Source organism: Micromonospora inaquosa (assembly GCF_003857055.1).
GTDB lineage: Bacteria > Actinomycetota > Actinomycetes > Mycobacteriales > Micromonosporaceae > Micromonospora > Micromonospora inaquosa.
This window is the reverse complement of record NZ_QGSZ01000217.1, coordinates 119,522-145,545: the sequence shown is the minus strand read 5'-3', so window position 1 is coordinate 145,545 and position 26,024 is coordinate 119,522. Positions and strand designations below refer to the sequence as shown.

22 protein-coding genes and 4 pseudogenes are annotated in these 26,024 nt (G+C 69.1%); 13 read left to right on the top strand and 13 right to left on the bottom strand.

The annotated features are described in order from the left end of the window. Positions 1-76: 76 nt before the first annotated feature. Entirely contained in the window at positions 77-2,353 is a 2,277-nt protein-coding gene (gene katG / locus DLJ59_RS17330) for a catalase/peroxidase HPI (protein WP_124773673.1), read from the bottom strand. Beyond that, on the bottom strand, positions 2,350-2,805 hold the full coding sequence (locus DLJ59_RS17325) for a Fur family transcriptional regulator (protein WP_279635761.1): 456 nt from the start codon (positions 2,803-2,805) through the stop codon (positions 2,350-2,352). The genes katG and DLJ59_RS17325 overlap by 4 nt, the downstream gene beginning before the upstream one ends. A gap of 198 nt (positions 2,806-3,003) precedes the next feature. Here DLJ59_RS17325 and DLJ59_RS17320 point away from each other — a divergent pair, with 198 nt between their 5' ends. The 3 genes from DLJ59_RS17320 to DLJ59_RS17310 all read left to right on the top strand — a co-directional run bounded on the left by DLJ59_RS17320 (position 3,004) and on the right by DLJ59_RS17310 (position 6,003). Further along, positions 3,004-3,411, top strand: coding sequence for a YciI family protein (locus tag DLJ59_RS17320; protein ID WP_124773672.1), 408 nt, complete (start codon positions 3,004-3,006; stop codon positions 3,409-3,411). A gap of 8 nt (positions 3,412-3,419) precedes the next feature. Beyond that, positions 3,420-4,565 carry an RNA polymerase sigma factor gene (locus tag DLJ59_RS17315; RefSeq protein WP_124773684.1) on the top strand — a complete coding sequence of 382 codons (1,146 nt, stop codon included), beginning with the start codon at positions 3,420-3,422 and terminating at the stop codon, positions 4,563-4,565. Positions 4,566-4,977: 412 nt separating this feature from the next. Next, positions 4,978-6,003: a glycoside hydrolase family 11 protein gene (locus DLJ59_RS17310; RefSeq protein ID WP_124773671.1), complete on the top strand. Its 1,026-nt coding sequence runs from the start codon at positions 4,978-4,980 to the stop codon at positions 6,001-6,003. Between the two features lie 123 nt (positions 6,004-6,126). On the opposite strand, the gene DLJ59_RS17305 is transcribed toward DLJ59_RS17310, so the two are convergent. From DLJ59_RS17305 to DLJ59_RS17290, 4 genes are all read right to left on the bottom strand, one after another. Then, the gene (locus tag DLJ59_RS17305; RefSeq protein WP_425271434.1) at positions 6,127-7,563 is read right to left on the bottom strand and encodes a serine/threonine-protein kinase; all 1,437 of its coding nucleotides are present in this window, start codon (positions 7,561-7,563) and stop codon (positions 6,127-6,129) included. Between the two features lie 160 nt (positions 7,564-7,723). Then, positions 7,724-8,617, bottom strand: a complete 894-nt coding sequence (locus DLJ59_RS17300) for an SGNH/GDSL hydrolase family protein (RefSeq protein ID WP_124773669.1) — start codon at positions 8,615-8,617, stop codon at positions 7,724-7,726. A gap of 174 nt (positions 8,618-8,791) precedes the next feature. Then, positions 8,792-9,406 (bottom strand): dihydrofolate reductase family protein, encoded by a 615-nt coding sequence (locus DLJ59_RS17295; protein WP_124773668.1) that lies wholly within the window; start codon positions 9,404-9,406, stop codon positions 8,792-8,794. Positions 9,407-9,513: 107 nt separating this feature from the next. Next, on the bottom strand, positions 9,514-10,071 hold the full coding sequence (locus DLJ59_RS17290; protein WP_124773667.1) for a GNAT family N-acetyltransferase: 558 nt from the start codon (positions 10,069-10,071) through the stop codon (positions 9,514-9,516). 116 nt (positions 10,072-10,187) lie between these two features. On the opposite strand from DLJ59_RS17290, the gene DLJ59_RS17285 reads away from it, so the two are divergent. The 4 genes and pseudogenes from DLJ59_RS17285 (at position 10,188) to DLJ59_RS17275 (ending at position 13,326) form a co-directional block, all read left to right on the top strand. Further along, the gene (locus DLJ59_RS17285; protein WP_208648735.1) at positions 10,188-10,928 is read left to right on the top strand and encodes an IS5 family transposase; all 741 of its coding nucleotides are present in this window, start codon (positions 10,188-10,190) and stop codon (positions 10,926-10,928) included. A gap of 102 nt (positions 10,929-11,030) precedes the next feature. Further along, positions 11,031-11,123 (top strand): annotated as a pseudogene (locus tag DLJ59_RS38310) (DUF4291 domain-containing protein); the annotation flags it as partial. A gap of 305 nt (positions 11,124-11,428) precedes the next feature. Continuing rightward, complete coding sequence (locus DLJ59_RS17280) at positions 11,429-12,406, top strand: WD40 repeat domain-containing protein (protein WP_124773666.1); 978 nt, start codon at positions 11,429-11,431, stop codon at positions 12,404-12,406. 161 nt (positions 12,407-12,567) lie between these two features. Beyond that, complete coding sequence (locus tag DLJ59_RS17275) at positions 12,568-13,326, top strand: hypothetical protein (RefSeq protein ID WP_124773665.1); 759 nt, start codon at positions 12,568-12,570, stop codon at positions 13,324-13,326. A gap of 476 nt (positions 13,327-13,802) precedes the next feature. Here the strand turns inward: DLJ59_RS17275 and DLJ59_RS17270 are convergent, their stop codons facing one another. The 5 genes and pseudogenes from DLJ59_RS17270 to DLJ59_RS17255 form a co-directional block, all read right to left on the bottom strand. After that, positions 13,803-15,461, bottom strand: a complete 1,659-nt coding sequence (locus tag DLJ59_RS17270) for an ABC transporter permease (RefSeq protein ID WP_124773664.1) — start codon at positions 15,459-15,461, stop codon at positions 13,803-13,805. Then, a complete protein-coding gene (locus DLJ59_RS17265; protein WP_124773663.1) occupies positions 15,461-16,375 on the bottom strand; it encodes an ABC transporter ATP-binding protein in 915 nt (304 codons plus the stop codon). Before DLJ59_RS17265 ends, DLJ59_RS17270 begins: the two co-directional genes overlap by 1 nt. Before the next feature lie 107 nt (positions 16,376-16,482). After that, the gene (locus DLJ59_RS38305) at positions 16,483-16,968 is read right to left on the bottom strand and encodes a hypothetical protein (RefSeq protein WP_425271435.1); all 486 of its coding nucleotides are present in this window, start codon (positions 16,966-16,968) and stop codon (positions 16,483-16,485) included. Positions 16,969-16,989: 21 nt separating this feature from the next. Continuing rightward, positions 16,990-17,175, bottom strand: a pseudogene (locus DLJ59_RS38300) (helix-turn-helix domain-containing protein); the annotation flags it as partial. 92 nt (positions 17,176-17,267) lie between these two features. After that, a pseudogene (locus tag DLJ59_RS17255) lies at positions 17,268-17,428 on the bottom strand (transposase); the annotation flags it as partial. A 574-nt stretch (positions 17,429-18,002) separates the two neighbouring features. On the opposite strand from DLJ59_RS17255, the gene DLJ59_RS17250 reads away from it, so the two are divergent. The 6 genes and pseudogenes from DLJ59_RS17250 to DLJ59_RS17225 all read left to right on the top strand — a co-directional run bounded on the left by DLJ59_RS17250 (position 18,003) and on the right by DLJ59_RS17225 (position 22,826). Next, entirely contained in the window at positions 18,003-18,251 is a 249-nt protein-coding gene (locus tag DLJ59_RS17250) for an NAD-dependent epimerase/dehydratase family protein (protein ID WP_208648734.1), read from the top strand. Between the two features lie 19 nt (positions 18,252-18,270). Beyond that, positions 18,271-18,966 carry an NAD(P)-dependent oxidoreductase gene (locus tag DLJ59_RS17245; RefSeq protein WP_124773661.1) on the top strand — a complete coding sequence of 232 codons (696 nt, stop codon included), beginning with the start codon at positions 18,271-18,273 and terminating at the stop codon, positions 18,964-18,966. Between the two features lie 167 nt (positions 18,967-19,133). Further along, on the top strand, positions 19,134-20,351 hold the full coding sequence (locus DLJ59_RS17240) for an NAD(P)/FAD-dependent oxidoreductase (RefSeq protein ID WP_124773660.1): 1,218 nt from the start codon (positions 19,134-19,136) through the stop codon (positions 20,349-20,351). An 18-nt stretch (positions 20,352-20,369) separates the two neighbouring features. After that, a complete protein-coding gene (locus DLJ59_RS17235) occupies positions 20,370-21,323 on the top strand; it encodes a sigma-70 family RNA polymerase sigma factor (protein ID WP_208648733.1) in 954 nt (317 codons plus the stop codon). Between the two features lie 149 nt (positions 21,324-21,472). After that, a pseudogene (locus DLJ59_RS38095) lies at positions 21,473-21,574 on the top strand (hypothetical protein); the annotation flags it as partial. 217 nt (positions 21,575-21,791) lie between these two features. After that, positions 21,792-22,826 (top strand): hypothetical protein, encoded by a 1,035-nt coding sequence (locus DLJ59_RS17225; protein WP_124773658.1) that lies wholly within the window; start codon positions 21,792-21,794, stop codon positions 22,824-22,826. Between the two features lie 469 nt (positions 22,827-23,295). Here DLJ59_RS17225 and DLJ59_RS17220 read toward each other — a convergent pair whose 3' ends face one another. Both DLJ59_RS17220 and DLJ59_RS17215 read right to left on the bottom strand, forming a co-directional pair. After that, positions 23,296-24,696, bottom strand: coding sequence for a non-reducing end alpha-L-arabinofuranosidase family hydrolase (locus DLJ59_RS17220; RefSeq protein WP_124773657.1), 1,401 nt, complete (start codon positions 24,694-24,696; stop codon positions 23,296-23,298). A gap of 186 nt (positions 24,697-24,882) precedes the next feature. Beyond that, positions 24,883-25,947, bottom strand: coding sequence for a hypothetical protein (locus tag DLJ59_RS17215; protein ID WP_124773656.1), 1,065 nt, complete (start codon positions 25,945-25,947; stop codon positions 24,883-24,885). Positions 25,948-26,024: the final 77 nt, after the last annotated feature.

Here is a 26,024-nt window from a genome sequence, read left to right as displayed (position 1 = left end):
GCGTCGAACGGCACGTGAAGAGCGACGAGCCCCGGTCGATCACAGGGTGATCGGCCGGGGCTCGTCGGTGGACCTGTCAGGCGAGATCGAACCGGTCGAGCTCCATGACCTTGGCCCAGGCGGCCACGAAGTCCGCCACGAACTTGCCGCGGGCGTCCTGGCTGGCGTAGACCTCCGCGAGGGCGCGCAGCTGCGAGTTGGACCCGAAGATGAGGTCGACCGCGGTGGCGGTCCACTTCAGCTCATCGGTGGCGAGGTCGCGGATCTCGTACACGTGCTCGTCGGACTTCGACGTGCTCCACCGGGTGCCCGGGGAGAGCAGGTTGGCGAAGAAGTCGTTGGTGAGCACGCCCGGACGGTCGGTGAGGACACCGTGCTGGCTGCCGCCGACGTTCGCGCCGAGGGAACGCAGGCCGCCGACGAGGACGGTCATCTCGGGCGCGCTGAGGTTGAGCATGTAGGCACGGTCGATGAGCAGCACCTCCGGCTGGGTCTTCTCGCCAGCGCGCAGGTAGTTGCGGAAACCGTCCGCGCGCGGCTCCAGGACCCGGAAGGAGTCGGTGTCGGTCTGCTCCGGGGTGGCGTCGGTGCGGCCCGGCCGGAACGGCACGGTCACCTCGACGCCGGCGTCGCGCGCCGCCTTCTCCACGGCGGCCGAACCGGCCAGCACGATCAGGTCGGCGAGCGAGATCTTCGCCCCACCGGCCGCGTTGAACTCCTGCTGGATGCCCTCAAGGGCGGTCAGGACGGTCGCCAGCTGCTCGGGCTGGTTGACCTCCCAGCTGCGCTGCGGCTCAAGGCGAATGCGCGCCCCGTTGGCGCCGCCACGCTTGTCGGTGTGCCGGAAGCTCGCGGCAGAGGCCCAGGCGGTGGAGACCAGCTGGTCGACAGTGAGACCGGACTCCAGGACCTTCGCCTTGAGGGCGGCGACGTCCTCGTCGCCCACCAGCTCGTGGTCGACGGCCGGCACCGGGTCCTGCCACAACTGCGGCTCGGCCACCCACGGCCCGAGGAAGCGCTCGATCGGGCCCATGTCGCGGTGCAGCAGCTTGTACCACGCCTTGGCGAAGGCCAGCGCGAACTGGTCGGGATTCTCCAGGAAGCGGCGGGAGATCTTCTCGTACGCCGGGTCGACGCGCAGCGACAGGTCGGTCGTGAGCATCGTCGGCTTGTGCTTCTTCGCCGGGTCGAAGGGGTCCGGGATGATCGCCTCGGCGTCCTTGGCGACCCACTGCTTCGCACCGCCCGGGCTGGTGGAGAGTTCCCACTCGTAGCCGAAGAGGATCTCGAAGAAGCGGTTGCTCCACTGCGTCGGCACGTCGGTCCAGGTCACCTCGAGACCACTGGTGATCGTGTCGCCGGCCTTGCCGCTGCCGTGGGTGCTCAGCCAGCCCAGGCCCTGCGCCTCCAGCGGGGCACCCTCGGGCTCCGGGCCCACGTGGGTGGCGGCGACGCCGGCACCGTGGGTCTTACCGAAGGTGTGACCACCGGCGATGAGGGCGACGGTCTCCTCGTCGTTCATCGCCATCCGGCGGAAGGTCTCACGGATGAAGTGCGCCGCCGCGGCCGGGTCCGCGTTACCGCGCGGGCCCTCCGGGTTGACGTAGATGAGCCCCATCTCGGTCGAGCCGACGCCGGCCGCCATCTCCTTCTCGGAGGCGTAGCGCTCGTCGCCCAGCCAGGTGTCCTCCGGACCCCAGAAGATCTCCTCGGGCTCCCAGACGTCCTCGCGGCCGAAGCCGAAGCCGAAGGTCTTGAAGCCCATCGACTCCAGGGCCACGTTGCCGGCGAGCACGAGCAGGTCGGCCCAGGAGATCTTCTGGCCGTACTTCTGCTTGACCGGCCAGAGCAGCCGGCGGGCCTTGTCCAGGTTGGCGTTGTCCGGCCAGCTGTTGAGCGGGGCGAACCGCTGACCACCGTCACCGGCGCCGCCCCGACCGTCCTCGATGCGGTACGTGCCGGAGGCATGCCAGCTCATCCGGATCATCAGGCCGCCGTAGTGGCCGAAGTCGGCCGGCCACCAGCCCTGCGAGGTGGTGAGCACCTCGACGATGTCGCGCTTGAGGGCCTCGACGTCGAGCTTCGCGAACTCCTTGGCGTAGCTGAAGTCCGCGCCCAGCGGGTTGCCCTTGGCCGAGTGGGCGTGCAGCACCGAGAGGTCGAGCTGGTTGGGCCACCAGTCCCGGTTGTTGCGCGGACGACCGCCGGTCTTCGGGGTCGGCGAGTCGATCGCCGGGTTCTCACTCTCGCTGCCGTGCGCGGTCACCGAGTCGTGCGCGACCGGGCAGCCGGCCGCTGCCTTCTGGTCCACGCCCTGCGCACTGGTGGGGCCGTTGTCCTGGGTGTCGCTCATGTGCTTCCTTCCGAGCTTGCGGATCTCTGGGGCGTGCGTTCGGTCGCGCAGTCGGGGCAGGTGCCCCAGTAGACGACCTCCGCCTCGTCGACCACGAAGCCGTGGTCGCCCGAGGCGGTGAGACAGGGGGTGTGACCGACGGCGCAGTCGACGTCGGCGATGGCGCCGCAGGAGCGGCACACGACATGGTGGTGATTGTCCGCGACCCGGGACTCGTAGCGGGCGGTCGCACCGGCGGGCTGGATGCGCCGCACCAGCCCGGCGTCGGTGAGCACGCGGAGCACGTCGTACACCGCCTGGTGGGAGACCGTGGGATGGTCCGCCCGGACCAGCGCGATCACCGCGTCGGTGCCGATGTGCGGGTGCTCGCGCAGCGCCGCGAGCACCGCCAACCGAGGCCGGGTCACGCGCAACGAGACAGCCCGCAGCTGCGCCTCGAAGTCGGACATCACGGGTATGAACACTAGCTCACTATTTTGGAACGAATCAAGTTTTGGGCCACCCGAGGTACCCCAACGGCGGACGATTCACCCGAGGTTAACCTGCGGGAGGAAGAAAATCGGACAGCCATGTCGAGAAGTGCCGACCGGCTTCGTCCCTGGAGTGAACGTGACCACCATGGGTCGCAGCCAGCACCAAGGAGCATCACGATGGCCAAGTACCTGCTGCTCAAGCACTACCGGGGCGCCCCGGCGACGGTGAACGACGTGCCGATGGACCAGTGGACGCCGGCGGAGATCTCGGCCCACATGCAGTACATGCGCGACTTCGCGACCCGGCTCGAGGGCACCGGCGAGTTCGTCGACGGTCAGGCGCTCGCCCCGGAGGGAGCGTGGGTCCGGTACGACGGCGAGGGCCGCCCGCCGGTCACCGACGGCCCGTTCGCCGAGACCAAGGATCTCATCGCCGGCTGGATGGTGATCGACGTCGACAGCCACGACCGGGCCGTCGAGCTGGCCGGGGAGCTGTCGGCCGCTCCCGGAGCAGGCGGGAAGCCGATCCACGAGTGGCTGGAGCTGCGCCCGTTCCTGAGCGAGCCCCCTACCATCACGGAGTGACGGCTCCGATGGACGAGACGCTGCTGCGCAGTCTCACGCCGAGCGTCCTCGGGATCCTCGTCCGCCGCGGAATCGACTTCGCGGCGGCCGAGGACGCCGTGCAGGACGCCCTGGTCGAGGCGGTCCGGGTCTGGCCGGCCGACCCGCCGCGCGACCCGAAGGGCTGGCTGACCACTGTGGCGTGGCGACGATTCCTCGACGCGGCCCGCGCCGACGCCGCTCGCCGTCGGCGCGAGGATCTCGTCGAGGACGAGCCGGCGCCAGGGCCGGCCCCCACGGGGGACGACACGCTCCAGCTCTACTTCCTGTGCGCCCACCCGTCGCTGACGCCGTCGTCCGCGGTCGCGCTCACGCTGCGCGTCGTCGGCGGGCTGACCACCCGGCAGATCGCCCACGCCTACCTGGTGCCCGAGGCGACAATGGCGCAACGCATCAGCCGGGCCAAGCGCACCGTCTCCGGGTTGCGGTTCGACCGACCCGGTGACGTCGCCACCGTGCTGCGCGTCCTCTACCTGGTCTTCAACGAGGGCTACTCCGGTGCCGTCGACCTCGCCGCCGAGGCCATCCGGCTCACCCGGCAGCTCGCGGCCGCGATCGACCACCCTGAGGTGGCGGGGTTGCTCGCCCTGATGCTGTTGCACCACGCCCGGCGCGCCGCCCGGACCGCGCCCGACGGCAGCCTGGTGCCGCTCGCCGAGCAGGACCGCAGCCGCTGGGACACCCGGTCGATCGCCGAGGGCGTCGAGATCCTGCAAGCGGCCCTGGCCCGCGACCAACTGGGCGAGTTCCAGGCCCAGGCGGCCATCGCGGCGCTGCACGCGGACGCGCCGACCGCCGCGGAGACCGACTGGGTGCAGATCGTGGAGTGGTACGACGAACTCGCGCGCCTGACCGGGAACCCGGTCGTTCGACTCAACCGCGCGGTGGCGGTCGGTGAGGCCGACGGCCCCCGGGCCGGCTTGACGGCACTCGCGGCGGTGGACGACGCACTGCCCCGGTACACGGCGGTGGCGGCGTACCTGCGCGAGCGCGACGGCGATCTGGCAACGGCGGCGCGGCTATACGCCGAGGCCGCCCGGCAGGCCCCCAACCTCGCCGAACGCGACCACCTGACCCGTCAGGCCGCCCGGCTCAACACCCTCGGGCGTCACTGACCGGTCGCACAAAGAGCCGGCTGCCCGCACCGTGTACACGTGATCCGGAAAGTCTCCGGAAATTTCGCCGGACTCCGCTCGGCCCTGATCCGCCGTCGAGATCCCGCGCTGACCTCGCTGAAATCTGATCGATTACTGACCTGGATGAATGCGGCCCAGCGACGACAACGTTGTTGCCATCCTGTTTCCGGAAATTGTTGACAAGCCGACGGCCAGGTCAATACGGTCGCCATCGACGGCTCTCAATTGTCGTCAGCACCAGCCACCACGACCCACTTCTCCGGTCGTCGTGCAGGACGACCAGCCCCACCACCACGCGGTACGACGCCGTGGCCGCTACCCGACCACCGGCAGCCTGCCGAGGCGTACCGCCGCTGGCCCCCGCCAGCCGTCACGAGGAGGCAACAGTTCCATGACCGACACCACCCACACCAGACCGAGAGGGCGCGGCCGCCTGCGGTTGCTCGTCGGCGCCGCATGCGCCGCCGTCCTGGCCGTCGCCGGCACGATGACGGCCACCAACGCGTACGCCGAGGCCGACCGGACCCTCACGTCGAGCCTCACCGGCACGCACAACGGGTACTTCTTCTCGTTCTGGAAGGACAGCGGCAACGCCAGCATGACGCTGCGCGCCGACGGCCGTTACTCCAGCAGTTGGGACAGGAGCACCAACAACTGGGTCGGCGGCAAGGGTTGGGCCACCGGCAACCGCCGGACGGTCACCTACTCGGGCACCTACAACCCGGGCAACAACAACACCTACCTCGCCCTGTACGGATGGACGCGCAACCCGCTCATCGAGTACTACGTGGTGGAGAACTTCGGCAGCTACAACCCGAGCAGCGGTGCCCAGCGGATGGGCACTGTCACCACTGACGGCGGCACCTACGACATCCTCCGCAGCCAGCGGGTCAACGCCCCGTCGATCGACGGCAACCAGACGTTCTACCAGTTCTGGAGCGTCCGCCAGCAGAAGCGCTCGAGCGGCACCATCACCACCGCCAACCACTTCGACGCCTGGGCGCGTGCCGGCCTGAACCTCGGCAGCAACCACAGCTACCAGATCATGGCCACCGAGGGCTACCAGAGCAGCGGAAGTTCCGACATCACCGTCCGGGAAGGCAGCGGCGGCGGCAACCCGACCACCCCGCCCACCACCGGCAACCCGGGGACTGGAAACTGCAACGCGACGATCTCCGCCGCCGAGCAGTGGGGTGACCGGTTCAACCTCAATGTCGCGGTCAGCGGCACCAACAACTGGGTGGTCAGCCTCGGTCTCAACGGTGGTCAGAGCATCCAGAACAGCTGGAACGCCTCCGTCAGCGGCACCAGCGGCACGGTGACGGCCAGGCCGAACGGCAACGGCAACAACTTCGGCATCACGGTCATGGCCAACGGCAACTGGACCTGGCCGACGATCAGCTGCCGTACCAGTTGACCCTGACCAGCTTCTGACACCACCTCTGGCGTGGCGGCTCCGGCCGCCACGCCAGACTGTGTGTCACGGGTCAACTCCCGGTCCACCTCGGCGTTCCTGACTGCCTCACCGGCGCTTGGCCGTCTAGACCGGCGGCGCTGCGGCCCCTCCGGTCGCCGTCTCCCCCACCGACGATTCCGCCGCCTCCTCCACCGACGATTCCTCGGTGTCGTCCGCCGGTGGTGCCTCGGTCGGTGCCACCGTCGGTGACGCCGACGTTCCGCCCGTCGGGGCTGTCGTCGGTCCAGCGGGAGGGCTTTCGGACGTGCTGGGTTCGGGCTCGTCCACTGTGCTCGCACTGGTCGGTGTCGTTTGTTCCGCCGCGCCCTCGCCCGCCGAACGGCTGGCCGTCGGAGATCCGGGCGCTCGCACCGGCGCCCCCGCCGAACGGCGGGTGGCCGGTTCACCGCCGCCGACACCGAGGCCGGGTTCCTGCTGCGAGGGTGCCGTCGGCGACACCGAGGATGGCGCCCCGGGAGGCGTCGACGGTCGCCCGGTCGGGCCCGGCATCATCCCGATGGGATCGACGAACACCAGGACGGCAGCCGCGGCGGCCAACGATCCGAGAAGCACAGCGAGCGCCTGCGGCCCAGGGGTGACCGCCCGACGCACCGTAGCGCCGAGTGCGGACCGCCGAGCAAGGTGCTCGGTCCGCACCCTGGTCGTGGTCGCTGCGGGGACGGCCCGTGACACCCGCTCGGACGGGTCGGCGAGTGTCTGCGCCGCCGCGGCCATGGCCGCGGCCGTCGGGAAGCGGCGAGCCGGCTCCTTGGCCATCGCGGTGGCGACCAACCGCCGGACCGCGGCCGGTACGTCTTCGGGCAGCGGCGCCGGTTCCACCTCGAGATGCCGCAGCGCCACCGCGACAGCGTTCTCACCCTGGTGCGGCGGGCCCCCGGTGAGACAGTGATAGACGACAGCCCCGAGTGCGTAGATGTCGATCGCCGGGGTGGTCTCGTTCTTGGCTACCTGCTCGGGTGCCATGTAGAGAGCGGTGCCGACGACCTGGTTCGCCGCGGTCAGGCTCGCCGCCTCCTGCGTCATCGCCACGCCGAAGTCAACGAGTACGACGTGCCCGTCCGGCTCGATGATCAGATTGCTGGGTTTGACGTCGCGGTGGACGATGCCGGCGTCGTGCGCGGCCTGCAGGGCATGAGCGGTCTGCGCGGCGATCGACATCGTCTCGGCCACACCCAGTCGGCCGACCTCGGCGAGCCGCTCCGACAGGGGCTGCCCCTGCACACATTCCATGACGATGTAGGCGAGGACCGGCGCTCCGGACCGGAACACCTCACCGTAGTCGTAGACCTGGGCGACGCCGGGGTGGCGCAGGGCCGCCATGGCCCGCGCCTCGCGGCGGAATCGCTCGCCGAAGCCTGCGTCGGTGACCAGCCGAGGTTGCAGCATCTTGACCGCCACGCAGCGGTTCAGGGTCTCGTCGACCGCCCGCCACACGTCACCCATGCCACCGCTGGCGATGCTCTCGACCAGACGGTAGCGGTCTCCGACGACTTGCCCCACTCTCGGCATAGCTTTCGGTACCCCCTGCTCCACGATCTCAAGCACCCCGATATCGCCCGGGTCTCGACGTGGCGCATGGCCTGGGGGTGCCGGGCCAGGCGGCTGGCGGCATCCCCCGAGCCGGCCCCGACGCTGCCGACGGGGCCGGTCGCGGGCCTGATCAGCTGTTCAGTCTGGCCAGCAGGGCGGTGGCCATGCCCTGCTCACCTCGGGCGTTGGGGTGGAACGGCGCGGCCGAGTTCTGCGGCACCAGACCCTCGATCCACCGGGTGCCGCTGCCCTTGCACGCGTCGCGGCCGATCGACGGGGTGTAGACATCGGCGTAGGTGGCGCCGTTGGCGCCCGCGGCGCTGGCCAGCATCGCGTTGAGCGACTTCTCGATGCCACGCAGGTACGGCACGTCCTGGTAGGCGATCGGGACGACCGGCCAGCAGCCGTAGCCGGTGTCCGGCAGGATCGCCGGGTACCCGAGTACCACGACCCGCGCGCCCGGAGCGGCCCGCCGGACCGCCTGGAGCACGGCGGTCACCTTCGGGGTGGCGGCGACGATCCGCGCCTGCAACTGGTCCACACCTCCGGCGGTGTACCGGTTCTTGCACGGAGATCCGAGCGGGCTGCTGAGGCTCGCCTCCGCGCAGTCGCCGATGATGCCGGCGAAGCCGATGTCGTTGCCGCCGATCTGCACCGTCACCAGCGACGTGTTCGACGTGACCGCGTTGAGCTGTGGTGGCAGCGTGATGCCCAGTTGGCCGCTACCGCCGTAGAGGATGTCGTCGGTGGTGGCGCCGGAGCAGCTCACGTCAGCGAACGACGACGAGCCGGCGGACGCCGCCACCAGCGACGGGTAGTTGCGGTTGGACCGCAGACAGTTGAGGTCGACCTGGGTGGGGATCAGCGGGCCTGCGGTGTACGAGTCGCCCAGCGCGACGTAGCGGCCGGTGGGCACGGCCGCGCTGGCGGGTGCGGCGACGGTGAGCAGCACGCCGGTGGTGGCGAGGGCGAGTGCGGCCAACCGGGTGGCTGCCCGCAGGAGGGGCAGGCGGGGACGGGTCATGGCGCCTCCCAGGAGAGGGATCAGGGTGGTGGTGCCCGAGATCCTGTCGCCGCCGACCTCAACCGTCAATATCGATGGGCCTCACTAAATGCTCGCCCGAAGTGTGGGATACATCGGTAGCCGCCAATTCCACAGCGCATACCATTCAGCACCGGAAACGCGACCCCGAACCGCCTAGTTGCCGGCCGGCACCTGGTCCTTGACCTCGTCGTAGCCGACCGGCGTCGGCGCCGTGCCCGGCGCGTAGATCACGCGAAGGACGCCGGTCGGGAAGGCCTCCGACGCCAGCAGTCGCAGGTGGTACGCCGCGTCGCCCTCGTCGAACAGCTTGCGGCCCTTACGCGCGGCCACCGGATGCACCAGCAGGCGCAGCTCGTCGACCAGGCCCGCGGCGAGCAGTTGCTGCACCACGGAGATCGACCCGGGGATGAGGACGCCCCGAACACCGGCATCGGCCTTGAGCGCGGTGACGGCGTCGAGGAGGTCACCGTTGATCAGCTCCGAGTTGCGCCAGGAGAACTCCAGCGGCTGACGCGAGACGACGACCTTGCGCACGTCGCCGAGTTGCTTGGCGAACGGCGCGTCGTCACCACCGGCGGCCTCACGGTCGGGCCAGGCGCCGGCGAAGCTGTCGTACGTCTCGCGGCCGATGAGCAGCACATCGGCGGCGTCGTAGTCCTCGCTGACGGCGCGGCCCATGTTCTGGTCGAAGTACGGGAAGTGCCAGTCGGGGTCGATCTCGGCCACACCGTCGGCCGAGATGAACAGCGTGGAGATGACCTTTGCCATCGCGGGGGATCCCTTCGAGTCGGGTGATGTCGGTAGGTCGACCGGCGCATCGTCCCAAACTCGTCAGCCACAGACCGCCCCGATGACGCGTGTCGTATCCGTCTTTGTCAGGCAAACGTCCCGGGAGCGATCCACTGCCACGTTTCGAGCAGCTTTGGCTGCCCCAACCCATCCGGCCTCTCGACGACGTCATCGTCGCTTCGGACGTATCCGGCGGACGCGGCGACCCGCTGCGAGGGCACATTCCTCTGCACGATGCTCAGCCGCAGTCGGGTGAAGCCGAGTTCCTCGTGGCAGAACCTCGTCAGCAACCAAAGAGAACGCGACGCCATACCTCGGCCGCGGTGCGCCGGGCCGATGGCGTACCCCGGCACCCCGATCGCCCCGTGAAGTGCGACGAGGCCGAGCGGCTCCCGGCCGTCTCGCGTCACGGCCAGGTCGACAATGCCCTGGGCACGACGCCGCCGAATTCTGACCAGAAAGGCGTCCGCATGGAACGGAGAAGGAAGGTCCGTGTTCGCGGCCATGTCCGGCACGTCAAAGAGACTCGGCATGTGCGGCAGATCGGCGTCGAGCCAGTCTCGCAGCGCAATCCCCTCCCCTTGCGGCACGAGAGGGGAGGCAGTTGGATCGACCGCTGGCGAAATTGGTGATTCACAGCTCACATAACATCCTTACCCGGATGTCGCCGCCAGCCTAAGAGCGCGTTTGGGATGTGTGCTGGCCGGGTGTGTCGCACAGTGGGTGCGATCGATGGGCTGGGCGCGGCCGGTAGACGGGCATGGATCGAGCGCGGCGGTACCCGTCTGACCTGATCGATGCCGAGCGGGAGATCGTCGAGCCGATGCTGCCGTCGCCGCAGTGGACGGGCAGACCGGAGAAGCACCCTCGTCGGGCGATCGTCGACGGCATCCTGTACGTGGTGCGTACCGGCTGCGCGTGGCGGTATCTGCCGGTGGACTTCCCGCCCCGGCAGACCGTGTACTCCCACTTCCAACGATGGAACCGGCGGGGCGTGACCGAGCGGATCCTCACCGAACTGCGGGAGCAGGTCCGCTTGGCCCACGACCGGCAGCCCGAGCGGACAGCGGGGATCATCGAGTCCCAGAGCGTGCGGGCTGCCGACACCGTGCACCGCGACTCCCGCGGCTACGACAGCGGGAAGAAGGTCAACGGTCGGAAGCGGTTCATCGTGACCGACACCCTGGGTCTGCTGGTCACGGTCTGGGTCCTGGCCGCCTCGTGGCAGGACCGCGACGGCGCGAAGGGCGCCCTGCTCGCCACGTACGCGGCGACCCCGATCCGGCACGTGTTCGCCGACTCCGGGTTCGCCGGCCGTCCGGTCGACTGGGCCCGCGACATCCTGCGCACCACGCTGGAGATCGTGCGTAAACCCGCCGACCAGCAAGGGTTCGTCGTGCACCGCCGCCGCTGGGTGGTGGAGAGGCCCTGGCCTGGCTCACCGCCCACCGACGGCTGGCCCGCGACTACGAAACCCGCCCCGCCACCTCGGAGGCCATGATCCGCTGGGCCGCCATCGCCGGCATGCTCGGCCTCCGCACCAGAGGCGGACCCGCTGCCCGCCAAAAAAGCCGCACCTTCAACCCACCCGACTGACAGACATGCGAAACGCTCTCTCAGTCACTACCCCCCCCCACCGCACGGCGACAAGGCGACCTGGTCGCGGGAGTTGAAGCCCAGCCCCGTCCGAGTGCAGTGAGACCCTGAGCGGTCCCTGCGTCTGAATGCGTTGTTGGACTGTCAACACCATCGAGTAGCGAACTGTCAGTATTCTGCCATCCGGGCGAATCGACGCCAAAGGATAGAATGCCTGAGCAAAATGAGTGACCACAGTGGATCACTGGAGGCGCACTGGTGCTGTGGCAATCGGCGGCGAGGTGCGACCCGCGCCAACCGCTCCGGCTGTCCGAGCGGGTCGGCGCGCTGGCGGGTCGACGCCATCCCCCGCGCGCGGCACCGTCGGCTTGCCGGGCGCCGGCGAGAGCCTGGCCAACGCGGGCCATGTTCGCCGGACTGGTGAGTCTGCTGCTTGCCGGTTGCACCACCGAACCGGGGCCGACTCGACTGGACGGCACCGATCAGATCGTCGAGCCGTCGGTCAGCAGCGCGGCGCCGCCCGGTCCTGAGTTCGACCTGGCCCGTCGGAGTCTCGCCGGCGCCCAGCTCACCCGGGACGGTAAGTATCAGGCACGGCTGGCCGGCGACTGGGTGGTTGTCTCCACCGCCGACGGTGCCGAGTTCGACCGGTTCGGCACCGGCGCCGAAGACGCCCGGATCAGCATGGACTTCTCTCCCGACGGGCGATACCTCGCGGTCGGACTACCGGACTCGGTGGTCCTCTACGACTTCACCACGAAGGACCCCACGGCGCTGCCCCTGCCCGAGGAGGTAAAGCGGCCGGACGGCGAACCCCAGCCGCGCACCGGCAAGTTACGCTTTTCTGCCGACAGCGGCCATCTGGTGGTCGAACTGTTCGATGAACGGGACAACAGTCGCTACTGGCTCCACGATCTGCACAGTCGCCGTGAGATCGTCTCGCCGCTTCCGTCGAGCATCGAGGTCCCGAGTGATCCGGGTGTCATCTTGGACGTAGCAGGGCTGGCCGTGGTCAACGGCGGAAAGCGGGTGGTGATCGCCGGTCAAGAAGGCTTCCTGGTTTGGGTGCCGGACGAGCAGACATTCCAGTGGCGGCCCTGCGCCTGCGGTAGCACCCTGACCAGCACAGTGGACCGGCAGGCTCGGCACGTGGCATTCCTGACCCTGAACGACGAAGTGGTGCTTTGGGATCCGGGCCCTCCCCAGGAGGTTGGACACTGGAAGGTGCCGGCCGTGGCCTCGGGAGCCAAACCGGCAGTGAACCCCACCGAGTTGGAGTTCACGGAGAACGGCAGCTGGCTGCTGGCCGGCCCGGAGTACGGCCACGTGTGGTCGGTCCCGGACGGCAAGCTGGCGGGTTCGTGGCAGGGGTCCGGGTCGTGAGCGGCGGCAAACCGAAACGGCGGCGCGGCACCAGCGGTCCGGACCGCAAGAAGGTAGTCCGGGGCGGGCGTCCGGCAGCGGACCAGGACAAACCAGGCGGCGATCAGCCTGTACCGCGGCTGCGTCGGGTGCTGGGATCGTTACATCGGGCGTGGTGGTTCGTGCTGGGCACTGCGGTAGCCGCCCTCGTTGGCGCCGTCGCGAGCATCTATGTGCCCAGGTGGGTTGATCATGTGGACCCGCAGGTCGTCGCGGTACACGTCGTGGTGAATCCGGCCACCGTGGACACCTGGGGCACCGCTGAGTTCGCCATGGTGCTGCCGAAGGACGCCCGGCCCTCCGATGATCCACCGGTGGGCTGCGCGACGCTGATCGACTGGGCGCGCGCCCTCGGCGCGGTCGATCACAAGGTGAGCCGGGTACGCGTCGTCGTGCAGGGCGCCGGCGACCAGGGGGTGCTGATCGACAACCTGCGTGCCCGCGTGATCCGGCGCAGCCAAACTCCGGAACCGGCCGGTGTACAACTGCGCTGCGGCGGCCAGCAGGGAGCCGCCGAACCACGGGACGTCGAGATGGACCTGGACGCTCCCCAGCCGGCCGCCCGCTACCGCACCCTGATTGAGGGGCGCAGGCCACTGTTCGGGTTCACCCTCGCCAAGGGCGAGACCGAGGTGTTCGACCTGACCGCGTTCACCACCGGCACGGTGGAGTGGACTCTCGAACTCGACCTCGTGGTCGCTGGGAAACGAAAGCGGGTCGAGGTGACCAACCGGGGTCGGAGCTTTGTCACGACCGCAGCACCCGGACCCCGGACCTACCAGGTACCCCCAGGCGGCGACCACTGGATCGAGTGCGTGCACACGCCCCGCCCGGCCTGCCCGGAGGGCGGTCCGCCGGCACACTTCCGATACGACGCCTGACGGCTCCTCAGCCTTCAGGAGGACGGTTTCCCTCCGCTTTTGACGACCACCCAGTTGGTCAACGCTTTGCCTTCAGCCAAAGCGGTTGGGCGTCAGGAAAGATCGCCTCGAATGCTGTCCGCAGACCTTCGTGCGTCCGTACCTGCAGCAGCGCGTTGCAAAGGCTGTCGACCTGCCACCCATGACCGTCTCGCGCGGCACCGACGGCACGCGGCCCGCATCCCCTGACACCGCCGACGCGACCGGCACCGGCCCACCGAACCTCCTCGGCGGCACACTTCTCGGCACCACCCCGCGTTCGACCGATCGCACCCACTGTGCGGCACGCCCGACCAACACACATCCCAAAAACGCTCTAAGATCGCGTTTGCCCTTACTGGGCCGCCTACAACGCCCGCACATGCTGATCTTCAGCCTCTGCGCGAGTTCCAGGGGCCACTGAGCGTTGATATCGCCTCGGCGGCCCCTGGACGGTCTCACGTGCCGGTGCCGAGGTCCCGGCGGCGGAACACGATCACGGCGGCCTGGAGCAGCACACCGACAAGCAGGGTCAGCATCACAACCGCGACACCGCTGATGTCCTCCAAGGGGTAGTCCCCGACGTGCTCGAACGGTGACAGGCGTAGAGCGGCCGCCGGGATGTCGAGGATCGGGGCGAAGTAGCCGGCGATCAGGCCATAGCCGACCACGACCCAGATCGCCGGCAGCAAACGCGGGACTGCCGCGTAGAGAAAGGCGGTCGCGGCGAGGATCAGCCAGACCGCTGGCGTGTGGGCGACGTGCCCGAGCAGCACATCACCGATCAGCCCTGCCTCGCCGGTGCTCACCGAGGCTCCGAGGCCCACACCGAGGCCGCCGACGAGCAGCAGCCACGGTACGCCGAGCGCCGCGACGGCGACATGACTGCCGAGCCAGACGGTCCTGCTGACCGAGGTGGCGAGCACGGGTTCTGTGCGTCCCTCGGTTTCCTCGGCGCGTAGCGTCTGGACGGCGAGCACCACATAGACACCGACGGCGAGCGCCATGGTCAGGCCCATCATGCCGAGGTAGCCGTCGAGCAGGTCTTCCGATCCGCCCATGACGGCGAGCAGGTCCTCGGGTGCGTTCTCGAAGCCGTCGAGCAGGGGCTGGGTGAACGACCCGTAGGCGAGGCCCGCGACTAGCAGCGCCGCGCTCCAGCCGATCAGGCTCGCCCGGTGCAGCCGGAACGCGAGCGCGAACGGACCGGCCAGCCAGGTCGCGGCGCGCGGCGATCCCGGTCGGGACGGCACCAGGCCGGCGCCGAAGTCCCGGCGCGCCGACAGGACGTAGGCGGTGGTGGCGGTCGCCGCCGCGAAGGTCAGCGAGATGGCCAGTGGCCACCAGCGGTTGTGGACGTACGCTGCGGTCTGCTGCGACCAGCCGATCGGCGACAGCCAGGACAGCCACGACGGCCCGCTGCCCTGGACCGTCGCCATATCACCCAGTCCACGCAGTACGAACGCGGCACCGAGTGCGGCGCCGGCCATGCCGGAGGCCGCTCGCGGATACTCCGACATCTGGACGGTGACCGCGGCGATGCCGGCGAAGGCGAGGGCCACCGCGCCGACGGAGGCACCGAACAGCATGGACCCGGCCGCGTCGAAGCCGCGGCCGGTCAGCGTCGCGCCGATCAGCAGCGCGACCAGTATCGCCATCGCGGCGGTGAGGGTCAGCGCGGCGGTGAGTTGGGCGTGCCGGCCGACCACGTTGGCCCGAATCAGTTCGGCTCGGCCGGAACGCTCCTCGGTACGGGTGTGCCGCACGACGGTGAGTAGGCCCATCAGGCCGGCGCCGATGGCCACGTAGAGGCCGTACTGGCCGGCGAGGAACCGTTCGAGGGTCAGGTCGTCGAAGCCGAAGCCGGGTCCGCCGAACAGCGCGCCGGCCGGGCTGCCGGAGAACGCTGTCAGTCCCTCCAGGTCCTCCGGGCTCTGGACGAGAGTGTCCAGTGCGGTGGCGAAGTACGTCATGAGCAGCGTCAGCCCGAGCGTCCACGCGGGGAAGCGGATCCGGTCGCGGCGCAGCATGAACCGCAGGAGCGTGCCGGTTCCGGTGCTGACGCTGCCTCCGCTGACACCGACGTGCACCGGGCGGCTGACCGTCGCCGCAGTCATCACGCCACCTCCGCCGCACCGTTGTGCGCAAGCTGGTTGCCGTAATGACGTAGCAGCAGTTGCTCCAGCGTCGGCGGCCGGACAGTCAGCCCCTGTACGTCTAGGTCGCCGAGGTGGCGTACCACGGCGGCGAGGTGGTCGCCGTCGACCTCGAAGCGGACGTGGCCGTCCTCGGACCGCAGGCCGTGCACGCCGGGCAGGCCGGCGAGGGCGTCGACCGGTCGGTCGGTGATCGCGTCGACCGAGGTACGGGTCAGGTGCCGCAGGTCGGCCAGCGAGCCCGTCTCGACGATTCTGCCTTGGCGGATGATCGAGATCTGGTCGGCGAGCACCTCGACCTGGGCGAGGATGTGGCTGGACAGCAGGACCGTACGGCCGGCGTCCTTCGCCTCGCGGATGCACTCCTGGAACACCGCTTCCATCAGCGGGTCCAGCCCGGCGGTGGGCTCGTCGAGCAGGAGCAGCTCGACATCGCTGGCCAGCGCCGCGATCAGGGCCACCTTCTGCCGGTTGCCCTTGGAGTACGTGCGGCCCTTCCTACTCGGATCCAGGTCGAAACGCTGGCACAGCTCGTCGCGGCGAACCGGGTCGGTGCCGCCGCGCAGGCGAGCGAACAGGTCGATCGCCTCGCCGCCGGTCAGGCTGGGCCACAGCTCCACATCGCCGGGGACGTACGCGAGCCGGCGGTGCAGGGGCACCGCGTCCGCCCACGGGTCACCACCGAGCATCCTGGCCCGGCCGGCGTCGGCGCGCAGCAGCCCGAGCAGGATCCGGATGGTGGTGGACTTACCGGCGCTATTGGGCCCGAGGAAACCGTGCACGCTGCCGGTCTCGACCTGAAGGTCCAGTCCGTCCAGCGCCCGCACCCTGCCGAATGACTTTTCGATGTGATGAATGTCGATTGCAGCGGTCATCGTCGTAAACCTCGTCTTGAGGAGAGAGCCCAGGGCAGCCTGGGGTTCTGATGTGGTCGATCACGCGGATTCGCGGAGGAAAGAGGCCACGCCGGGGCGTGGTGGCACTAGCTCGCTATGCTGTCTGCGTCGCCTGCGCACGGCGGATCCGGCACGTACATCAGGTACTCATCGTGCATCGACCGGTCGACCAGCAAACCCTGCGTGAACAACTCAAGGGCAGGCAGCGCGAGATCCTCGATATACCGGCGGAACAGAGCGGCGAACTCCGCTGGCTCCGCGTCGGCACCGTGCAGCGTGAACCACAGCACCATGCTGCCCGTCGCCTGATAGGCCAGATACCGCGTGCGGGCGGCCCGGTCCCGGCTGGGCCGGACCACTCCCGCCGCCTCACCCGCTGACAGGTACTGCTCCGCGTCGGCGATCATGTTCTCGATCAGCTTCAGCGCCAACTCGCCACCGGCCTGCATGCTGCGCAGCAGGTACCGCACCATTGGCGCCAACCGCTCCACCTCGGCCATCTGCGCCAGCAGCATCGTCCCCGTGCCGTCGGTCAGCGTCTTGGTCTTCTCCTGGCGCAGGGTTTCCAGCACATGCTCATCACAGGCGAGACGAAGCTCGTCCTTCGAACCGAAATGATGGATCACCAGGCCAGCGGTTACGCCAGCGTCGGCGGCGACGGTCCGCAACCCCACTTGGAAGCCGTCGCGGGCGAACCGCGCAATAGCGGCGTCACGGATCCGGCTCACGGTGGCGAACTCCCCACCGTTCCCCCCAGATCCCACGCCCTCCGACGCCATGACACCAGATTAAACACTTGTTCAACCGCCCCGCAAGGGCCTGTTTCGTACGAACGGCCCTGTCTCGCTTTCGGTGGTGACGGAGGATGCTGCTATCCGAGGAGGATGGAGTGGCGGAGCTGGGTGAAGCCCCGCTCGTTTGACGTGCGATCCGTTTGGTCTTGGTGTTGACGCCTTCGGTGGGGCCGTTGCTGTAGGGAAGCGTGAGCGCGGCGTTCACGGCGTCGCGGTCGCGTTCCAGGCTCCTGGTGAAGGTGCCTCTTGCCGCCGCTCCGATGCTCGATGATCAATTCTTTGCCTTCGTAGAAGCGCGGCGCGGACGCGGAAACCCCGATGCGGGCCTCAGTTTGGAAGTCCGCATACGGTCGACCGACGATGTCACCCATCGGTCGCCGCCGAGACGGCTTCCTGGAATAAGGCCGTGTGCTCGATCCGGGTGAGCGGCAAGACACGGCACCGCCGGCCGTGTGGAGAACAGCCAGGTCGCGGTGTTGACAGTTCCTGGCCTACGTCTCACCCCGGGCGAGCTGTGATCGACCGTCGGCTCTATCAACCGGAGACGACCTGGTGCAATCGCCCCGATCGCCTCGCCGCCGACGTCACCGACCAGGGCGAGTTCGATACGTCCCTTGGCGGTCGTCCCGGAAACGCGATTCCGGGACGACCGGTCCTGGGCCAGCGGGCAGCCGGACCTATTTCAGGTCCGCCGCAGGCGGCGCTGTCGACGATCTTCTTCCCGCCATCTCGCGTCCGCATGTCACAGACCGGCCACGCTGTCTCGTCTCGATAGCGGAGACAGGAAGTTACGTCGGGGAAGGGTGCTGGTTGTGCGGATGTTCGTGGCGGGCGGGGCCGGAGTGTTGGGGCGGCGGCTGGTGCCGCAGTTGGTGGCGCGTGGCCACGAGGTGACGGCGACGACGACAGGCGCCGCCAAGCTGGGCCTGCTGGCGCGGTTGGCCGCCGAGGCGGTTGTTACGGACGGGCTGGAGGCAAGGTCGGGACGAGCTGCTGGCGGGGCGCAGACACTCGGCCCGCTGCGCGCAGCTTCCCGGCCCGTTCACCAGGAGATGTCGTAACCAAGGAAGGAGAGTCGTCATGCGTATCACAGTCTTTGGAGCCAACGGTCCCACCGGCCGCCTGCTCACCGGCCAGGCACTCGCCGCCGGGCATCAGGTCGCCGCGGTCACCCGGCAGCCGGACTCGTTCCCGCTGCACCATGATTGCCTCGAGGTAGTCGGTGCCGACGTACTCGACCCGATGGCCGTCGACGCCGCGGTCGCGGAGCGGGATGCGGTGATGTCGGCGCTCGGGGTGCCCGCTGGGAAGAAACCGATCAGCACCTACTCGCGTGGAGTGGCCAATATAGTCGCCGCGATGGATCGGCATCGGGTGTGTCGCCTCTCGGTGGTCAGCTCAACCGGGGTCGCCCCGCACTCGTACTCCGATGGCGGGTTTTTGTTCAACCGAGTCCTACTGCCATACGTGACGCGGGTGCTGGGTAAAACGCTGTACGACGACATGCGACGGATGGAGGCGCTAGTCCGCGCCAGCGATCTGGACTGGACGATCGTGCGCCCGAACGGGCTCTACCACCTGCCGTCGCCCACCGACTACGCCCTCGTCGAGGGCCACGCCGACGGCAGGTTCACCGCCCGTGCGGACCTGGCCGCGAGCATGCTGGCCACGCTGAACGACGACCGCTACTTCCGTACCACCGTCAGCGTCATCACCACCGTCGACAACCCCACCCTGCTCCAGTGGATCCGCCGCGAAGCACTCGCCAAGACCTGAGCCGATTCGTCCGCGTCCCGCCGATGCGCTGGTGGCGGTCAGTGGATCCCCACCGTTGGGCGGCGGTCCTGCCACTCTGTGACCCATGCCACATGCAGTTCCTGTCAGTAATCGGGGCGCCGCTCCGCTCAACTCACCGAGAGCAAGGCAACCGACAGGAGCAACACATGAAGCACCGCATCGTGGTCCTCGGCGCCGGCTATGCCGGGGCCTACGTAGCCGGGAACCTGGCCCGCCGGCTGTCCCGGGCGGACACCGAGATCACCGTGGTCAACGCCGAGCCGGACTTCGTCGAGCGGATGCGGTTGCACCAGCTCGCGGCCGGTCGGGAGATCGAGGCTCTGAAGCTCGCTGACGCGTTCGCGGGCACGGGGATCCGGTTGCGCCTGGCCCGTGTCACCGCCGTCGACCCCGAGCGCCAGGTCGTTGCCGTCGCCGACGCCGACGGCGGCGGCAGCGGCAGCGGCAGCGGCGAGCTCGGCTACGACACGCTTGTCTACGCGCTCGGCAGCCGCGTCGATGACCGTGGCGTCCCCGGCGTGGCCGAACACGCCTTCGATGTTGCCGGCCGGCCCTCGGCGCTGCGCCTGCGCGAGCGCCTGGGCAGCCTGGGCAGGCGGGGCGGAGGTGGGCGTGTGGTGGTCGTCGGTGACGGGTTGACCGGCATCGAGAGCGCCACCGAGATCGCCGAGTCCCGGCCCGGCCTGTCGGTGGCGCTGGTCGCCCGCAGCGAGCTGGGCGCCCGGCTTTCCGCTGGAGCCCGCAGCCACCTGCGCCAGGCATGCGACCGGCTGAGCATCACTGTCCTGGAGCACACCAGCGTCGAAGCCGTCGAAGCGACGCGGGTGCTCTGCGCCGACGGCACCGCCCTGGCGTCCGACGCGACCGTGTGGACCGCCGGGTTCGCGGTCAATCCGATCGCCGCCGCCGGCGGGGTGGAGGTCACTGAGAACGGTCAGATCGTCGTCGATCGCACCATGCGGTCGGTCTCGCACCCGAACGTCTACGCCGTGGGCGACAGCGTCTACGCCGTCGGCGACAACGGCCGGCCACTGCCGATGTCTTGCGGTTCAGCCGGCTTCACTGGCCGGCAGGCCGTGGACGCGATCGTGGGACGCCTGACCAGCCGTAAGATTGCGAATACCAAGCTGGTCTACACGTACAACTACATCACCCTCGGGCGGCGGGACGGGATGCTGCAGACGGTCGACGACGAAGGGCAAGCAACGCCGAGGTACATGGGCGGTCGGACGTCTGCATTGGTCAAGGAGGGCATCAACAGGATGGCGCTGTGGACCATCTCGCACCCGACCTTCGGCGTGCCCAAGCGCAAGCACCGCCTGGCCACCGCGCCGAATGCGTCCGCCGAGAAGGCTGTCGCGTAGCCGCCTAGGGTGGGCCCCGTGGACAGCAGCGCCACCGATCGCTTCGACACCAGCCGGTTCGAGGCCAGCCGGAACCGGCTGGTCTCGCTGGCCTATCGCATGCTGGGCTCCGCCGCCGACGTCGAAGACGCCGTGCAGGATGCGTTCCTGCGCTGGCAGGCCGCCGACCGGCAGCGGATCAAGGTGCCGGAAGCATGGCTGATCAAGGTCGTTACCAACCTGTGCCTCGATCGGCTCCGCTCGGCACAAGCCCGTCGCGAACGCACCGTAGGCACCTGGCTGCCCGACCCGCTCCTCGACGGCGACCCGATGCTCGGCCCGGCCGACACTGTCCAGCAGCGCGAATCGGTCTCACTGGCCGTGCTGGTTCTCATGGAGCGCCTGTCACCCCTCGAGCGGGCCGTCTACCTCCTGCGCGAAGCATTCTCCTACCGCCACTCCGAGATCGCCGAGATCCTCGACATCACCGAGTCCGCAAGCCAGCAGCACCTCCACCGGGCCCGGCGCCGCATAACCGCCGCGCGTCGCCGCGGCGGCGAAGTCGACGCGGCCGTTGCCCGCAGGATCGTCGAGGAATTCCTCGCCGCCGCCTCCTCGGGCCGCACCGAACGGCTGGTGGCGCTGCTCACCGACGACGCGACCGCAATCTCCGACGGCGCCGGCCTGACCGAGACGCTGCTGCAGTACGACACACCGCAGCGCGTCGCCGCCGTCGCACGGGCCGGCTTCACACCCACACCCGCGAAACGGCGACTTGCCGGCGGCACGCCCGCCATCCACTACGCGCTTGTCAACGGCGCCCCCGCCATCCTCTTCGTGCTCGGCGACCAGGTCGTCGGCGCCGTGACGTTCGACATCACCAACGGCAAGATCGCAACCGTCCGCGGCATCGCCGCCCCAACCCGCCTCGCCCGCCTCACCGAAGCCTGGCGGCAGCACGAACCGGACCCGCCGCTCATCACCCAGTGGTGACCCGACGCCGACTCCGTCGGTGACCACCTGTCGGCCGGCTACTTGCCAAACGTCGGGCGTGCGCGCGGCGAGTGACCCGGCTCACGCGCTGTTATGCGAGCCCCTCAGGCGGTGTCTTGTGGCCGAACGCCGACAACGAGGGAGACACCATGACGGAGAACATCAGCGTGGTCGTGGTTGGCGGTGGATACGCCGGCGTCATGGCGGCCAACCGCCTGGCTCAGCGCGCCGACGCGACCGTGACCCTGATCAACCCGCGGTCCAACTTTGTTCATCGCATCCGCTGCACCAGCTCGTCGGCGGGACCGGCGACTCGGTCGTCGGATACCGCGTCATCCTGGCCGACCGCGTCCGGCTGGTGGTCGATACCGCCAGTCGAATCGACGCGGCCGAGCGCACCGTTTCCCGCGTCAAGTCCGCAACCCCCCTCACCCTGCGATGAACACCGTCTCATCCGGAGGAAACGACATGGCCGTCCAGGCCCAGCCCGCAACCAACGCGTCGCCGTCGCCCTGGTCGGCGGTGGCCCGAGCGGTCGCCCTGCTTACGGTGGCCGTCAGCGTGCTCCTGACCGCCTTCGCCTGGCCCTCGGTACACTCGTCGGCGCACGACGTGCCGATCGCCGTCGCCGGACCGGCACCTACGGTCAGACAGATCCGCGTCGCGCTCGACGAGCGCCTTCCCGACGCCTTCGAAATCACCGAAGTCGTCGACACCGCCGCCGCCGAACAGTTGATCCGTGACCGCGAAGTGTACGGGGCGATCGACGTAAGCTCCGGCGCACCACAGGTCATCCTCGCCTCCGCCGGCAGCACAGCCGTCGCCCAGACCCTCAACAACATCGCCACCGCGCTCAGCCAGCCGCAGCAGTCCCAGGGCGCCAAGCCGGAGGCCGCCATCCGCGACCTCGCCCCACTGCCGGCCGACGACCCGCGTGGCGCCGGGCTGGCCGCCGCGGCCCTACCCTTGGTCATGGGCGGTCTGCTGGCCGCATTTCTGCTGACGAGACTCGTCCTTGGCACCACCCGCCGGGTCATCGGAACGCTCGCCTTCGCCGTCACCGGCGGCCTCGCCGTAAGCGCCATTCTGCAGTTCTGGCTCGGCTCCCTGACCGGCTCCTACTGGGCGAACACCGGCGCGGTCGCCCTGAGCGTCGCGGCCACCTCCCTGAGCCTCCTGGGGCTGGAGTCCCTGCTCGGATACACCGGGCTCGGCCTGGGGGCGGCCACCATGATGCTCATCGGCAACCCCTTGGCGGGCACCGCGACCGCGCCCGAAATGCTACCCGGCTGGTCCGGCACGCTCGGCCAACTGCTACCACCCGGTGCGAGTGGCCGGCTGCTGCGATCCACCGCCTTCTTCGACGGCCACGGCGCCACCCATCCGGTCATCGTCCTCGCAACGTGGCTAACGCTCGGCGTACTGCTGTGCCTTGCCAGCGGCCTGCGTCGGCGAGGCCCGTCCGCCGATCTAGCGAGCGCGGCCGCGCAGGCCACTGTGTGAGGTGCAGTGGGGCGTCGCTCGCATCGCACTGCGCCGCCACTGTCGGGCGGTTCCGGCATGACGTCCACGGGCTAGCTGTTGCTGGCCAGGAGGTTGTTGACGGAGCGGATCGGGTGTCGGCGTCATCATGGCGGCCTGGGCCTGGCCCATCCAGCCCTCCACCACCTCAACGGTCCTGGCGTCACCGCCGTCACGATGTTCGCCCTCGGTGCCGCAGCGCATATGCGCTGCGGATCCCGCGCCTCGACTGGCCTGCGGGTGCCGAGAACGTCGTCCATCCGGGCCTGGCCACCGCCCCTCTTGTAGAGATCAGAAGGGCCTGTCTCGCTGAAGCGCTGGAACCGACCGGGCCCTGGTCGGGAGGCGAGGACCCTGCGCGGCCGAAGGATCAACTGCACTCGGCGTGGTGCGGGCGGGCTCGGCGTGACGCCGAGCCCGCCCGTTTTCAGTCGAGCTTGATCACATGAGGTCAGCGCTGCAGGGTCAGCAGACCCGGCCGGTACGGCAGCAGACCGTAGTCGACACCGTTGGAGCTGGGCGAACGACCCTGGTAGAGCAGCTGCAGGTTGCAGGCGTTGACCGTCATCGTCTGGTCCGCGCTGGTCCGCAACAGCTCACCGTGGCTGATGTCGTTGGTCCAGGTCGCACCACTGTTCGCCTTACCCGCGAACGGGTTGCTCTCCGACGTCGCCTGCGGCGTCCACGACCCACCCAAGCTCGTGGCCGTGAACGACCGGAAGTACCGACCCTGCGAACCAATCGCCTCAACGATCATGAGGTACTTGTTCAGACCCTGCAGCTTGTACACCTGCACCGCCTCGAACAGGTTGTTCGTCGTGTCACTCATGATCGTCGTGTAGTTCGACCCGAAACTACCCGGGAAGTTCCCGATCGGCATGCTCGCCCGATAGATCTTGCCGTTGTCCCCGGCGAAGAACAGGTACATGTTCGACCCGTCACCGATCACCGCCTGATCGATCGGACCCGTACCCGAACCGGTGATGCTCCCACTGAACAACGTCTGCGGCGACGACCACCCATTCGGGTTCGTCGGATCCGACGACGTCCGATACGAGAACGCCGGACCACCCCACTGATACGCCAACACCCAGATGCTGCGCGGCGCGAAGTAGAACAACGACGGCGCCACAGTCCCCGAGTTCATCGCGTTCTGACTGGCCGAACCCATCTGCGAATAATTCGAGAACAACCCGAAGTTCATCGAACCCCACCTGGTCCCGGTGTCGTGGGTGGTGGCGTAGACCAACTGCTGACCGTTGTACGGGGCAACGGTGAAGTCCTTCAACGACACCCACCCCGACCTCGGCTGCGCCAGCACGCCCGTCGACGACCACCGGTACGTCGAGGGAAGGTCGCAGGTCTGGGTGGGCGGTGGAGTCGTCGGCGGCGGGTCCGTCGGCGGCGTCGACGGCGGTGGAGTGGTCGGCGTCGTGCCACCGGTGCAGGTGACGCCGTTCAGAGCGAAGCTCGTCGGGTCTGGGTTGCTGCCCGTCCACGAACCGTTGAACCCGAACGACACCGTGCCGTTGGTCGGGACCGAGCCGTTGTAGCTCACGTTCCTCGCCGTCACCGCGGACCCGCTCTGCGTCAACGACGTGTTCCAGGCCTGCGTGACCGTCTGCCCGGCGCCGTAGGACCAGGTCAACGTCCAACTGCTCAACGGATCGCCCAGGTTCGTGATCGCCACGTTGGCGCCGAAGCCGCCCTGCCACTGTGACGACACGGCGTAGTTCACCGAACAGCCCTCGGCCGCGGCGCCGGCCGGCAGCGCTGCGACAACTGTCGACGACACCAGTAAGCCGACGCCGGCCACAACCAGACCTGCGCTGGTGACTCTGGATCTGGTCATATAGCACCCTCCTCGCGGGACGGCGGCCTACATGATGGTGGTGGTCGATGCTCAGTGACGAATGTGAGCGTTAACAGGCCGCGTCAGGTATGGTACGGGAGCGCTCCCATGCACTCAATAACATCGATGCCCTGTTCTCGACAGCAGTCGATTTTCCGGGTGCGGCCGGCTCGGGAGCGACGCTCCTCAGCCGACCGTGAGGGTGAGCACCCCGAGCTGATCGTTTCCCTGCACGTAGTGCGGCAGATAGAACTTCCACGTCACGGTCAGCTCACGCCCGGCCCGCATCGAGGCCGGCACCTCGACGACCATTTCGAACACCGCGTTGCCGCCGGCGGGGATCTGCGGAAGCGGCCCGCAGTTCAGCCGGTACAGCTGGGACGAGTTCACCGCGTCGTTGCTCGCGTCGCCGAGCGAGAACCGTTCCATCAGGTAGGCCGGGCAGGGATCCAACGCGAGCGGGCCGTCGGTCGGGTTGCCGAGCGTCACCCGGAAGGTGGCGCGCGACCCGGCGACCGCGGTTGACGGCCCCTCAACGGCGACGGTGAGCTGATCGAGCGGCGAGGACGGGGGCCTCGACACCGCCACCGGCTCGGTGAAGCCACTCGCGGACAGCGTCCCCTGTGCCCGGGGATTGACCCCCTCCCCCCGCGGGCAGCCCGGGCGCTCGTCGGCGGCGACCGGCGCGCGGAGGGTGCCACCGTCGTGCGGCAGCTCGATCGCGAGCTCCAACAGCCCGACGGTCGGCAGGCAGAACGGCCCGGACCAGTCCAGGCGCAGGCTGGCGTGGCCACCAGCCGGCACGGCGACGACCCGGCTGCGGCCCTCCTCGTTGATGCCGTGGGTGTAGAGCATCGGGATCTCACGGCCAGCGACGAGCATGGTGGTGGGCACCTCGCCCTGCAGGGTGCACTCCACCTTCGACGAGTTCCGCACGTCCACTTCGCCGATGAGCTTGCCGATCGCGCTGTCGAAGCCGCGAGGCTTCTCGCCTCCGGTGCCCGGCCGGGTCCAGTTGGTGAGCCGGCCGGTCAGCTGCTCCGCACGGCACGGCTCGGTGCCGGCGGCCGGCCGCCTCGGCTCGGGCGGGCGACCGTTGAGGTCCTCGTCCGTGATCTTCAGGTCGGCCCAGGGGACGCTGCCGTCGGCGAGCAGTTCGGTGGGAACCGGCGCCGCGACCGTCTGGTCCGGGCGACCCGGCCGGGCATTCGGCTCGGCGCAGCCCACCGCCACGGCGAGAACGATCAGCATTGGCACACCTAGTCGACGCATGCCGTCACCCTCACATGTTCGAACCGCACCGGACCTGAGTAGCCGTGCTCAATGGC

Bases quoted from the DNA above. Each gene is read 5' to 3' on its own strand.
- DLJ59_RS17265 (WP_124773663.1), bottom strand. From the start codon at position 16,375: ATGACCGCTGCAATCGACATTCATCACATCGAAAAGTCATTCGGCAGG.
- DLJ59_RS17315 (WP_124773684.1), top strand. From the start codon at position 3,420: ATGGACGAGACGCTGCTGCGCAGTCTCACGCCGAGCGTCCTCGGGATC.
- DLJ59_RS17300 (WP_124773669.1), bottom strand. From the start codon at position 8,617: ATGACCCGTCCCCGCCTGCCCCTCCTGCGGGCAGCCACCCGGTTGGCC.
- DLJ59_RS17295 (WP_124773668.1), bottom strand. From the start codon at position 9,406: ATGGCAAAGGTCATCTCCACGCTGTTCATCTCGGCCGACGGTGTGGCC.
- DLJ59_RS17270 (WP_124773664.1), bottom strand. From the start codon at position 15,461: ATGACTGCGGCGACGGTCAGCCGCCCGGTGCACGTCGGTGTCAGCGGA.
- DLJ59_RS17225 (WP_124773658.1), top strand. From the start codon at position 21,792: ATGGCCGTCCAGGCCCAGCCCGCAACCAACGCGTCGCCGTCGCCCTGG.
- DLJ59_RS17280 (WP_124773666.1), top strand. From the start codon at position 11,429: ATGTTCGCCGGACTGGTGAGTCTGCTGCTTGCCGGTTGCACCACCGAA.
- DLJ59_RS17220 (WP_124773657.1), bottom strand. From the start codon at position 24,696: ATGACCAGATCCAGAGTCACCAGCGCAGGTCTGGTTGTGGCCGGCGTC.
- DLJ59_RS17310 (WP_124773671.1), top strand. From the start codon at position 4,978: ATGACCGACACCACCCACACCAGACCGAGAGGGCGCGGCCGCCTGCGG.
- DLJ59_RS17320 (WP_124773672.1), top strand. From the start codon at position 3,004: ATGGCCAAGTACCTGCTGCTCAAGCACTACCGGGGCGCCCCGGCGACG.
- DLJ59_RS17240 (WP_124773660.1), top strand. From the start codon at position 19,134: ATGAAGCACCGCATCGTGGTCCTCGGCGCCGGCTATGCCGGGGCCTAC.
- DLJ59_RS17215 (WP_124773656.1), bottom strand. From the start codon at position 25,947: ATGCTGATCGTTCTCGCCGTGGCGGTGGGCTGCGCCGAGCCGAATGCC.
- katG (WP_124773673.1), bottom strand. From the start codon at position 2,353: ATGAGCGACACCCAGGACAACGGCCCCACCAGTGCGCAGGGCGTGGAC.
- DLJ59_RS17285 (WP_208648735.1), top strand. From the start codon at position 10,188: ATGGATCGAGCGCGGCGGTACCCGTCTGACCTGATCGATGCCGAGCGG.
- DLJ59_RS17245 (WP_124773661.1), top strand. From the start codon at position 18,271: ATGCGTATCACAGTCTTTGGAGCCAACGGTCCCACCGGCCGCCTGCTC.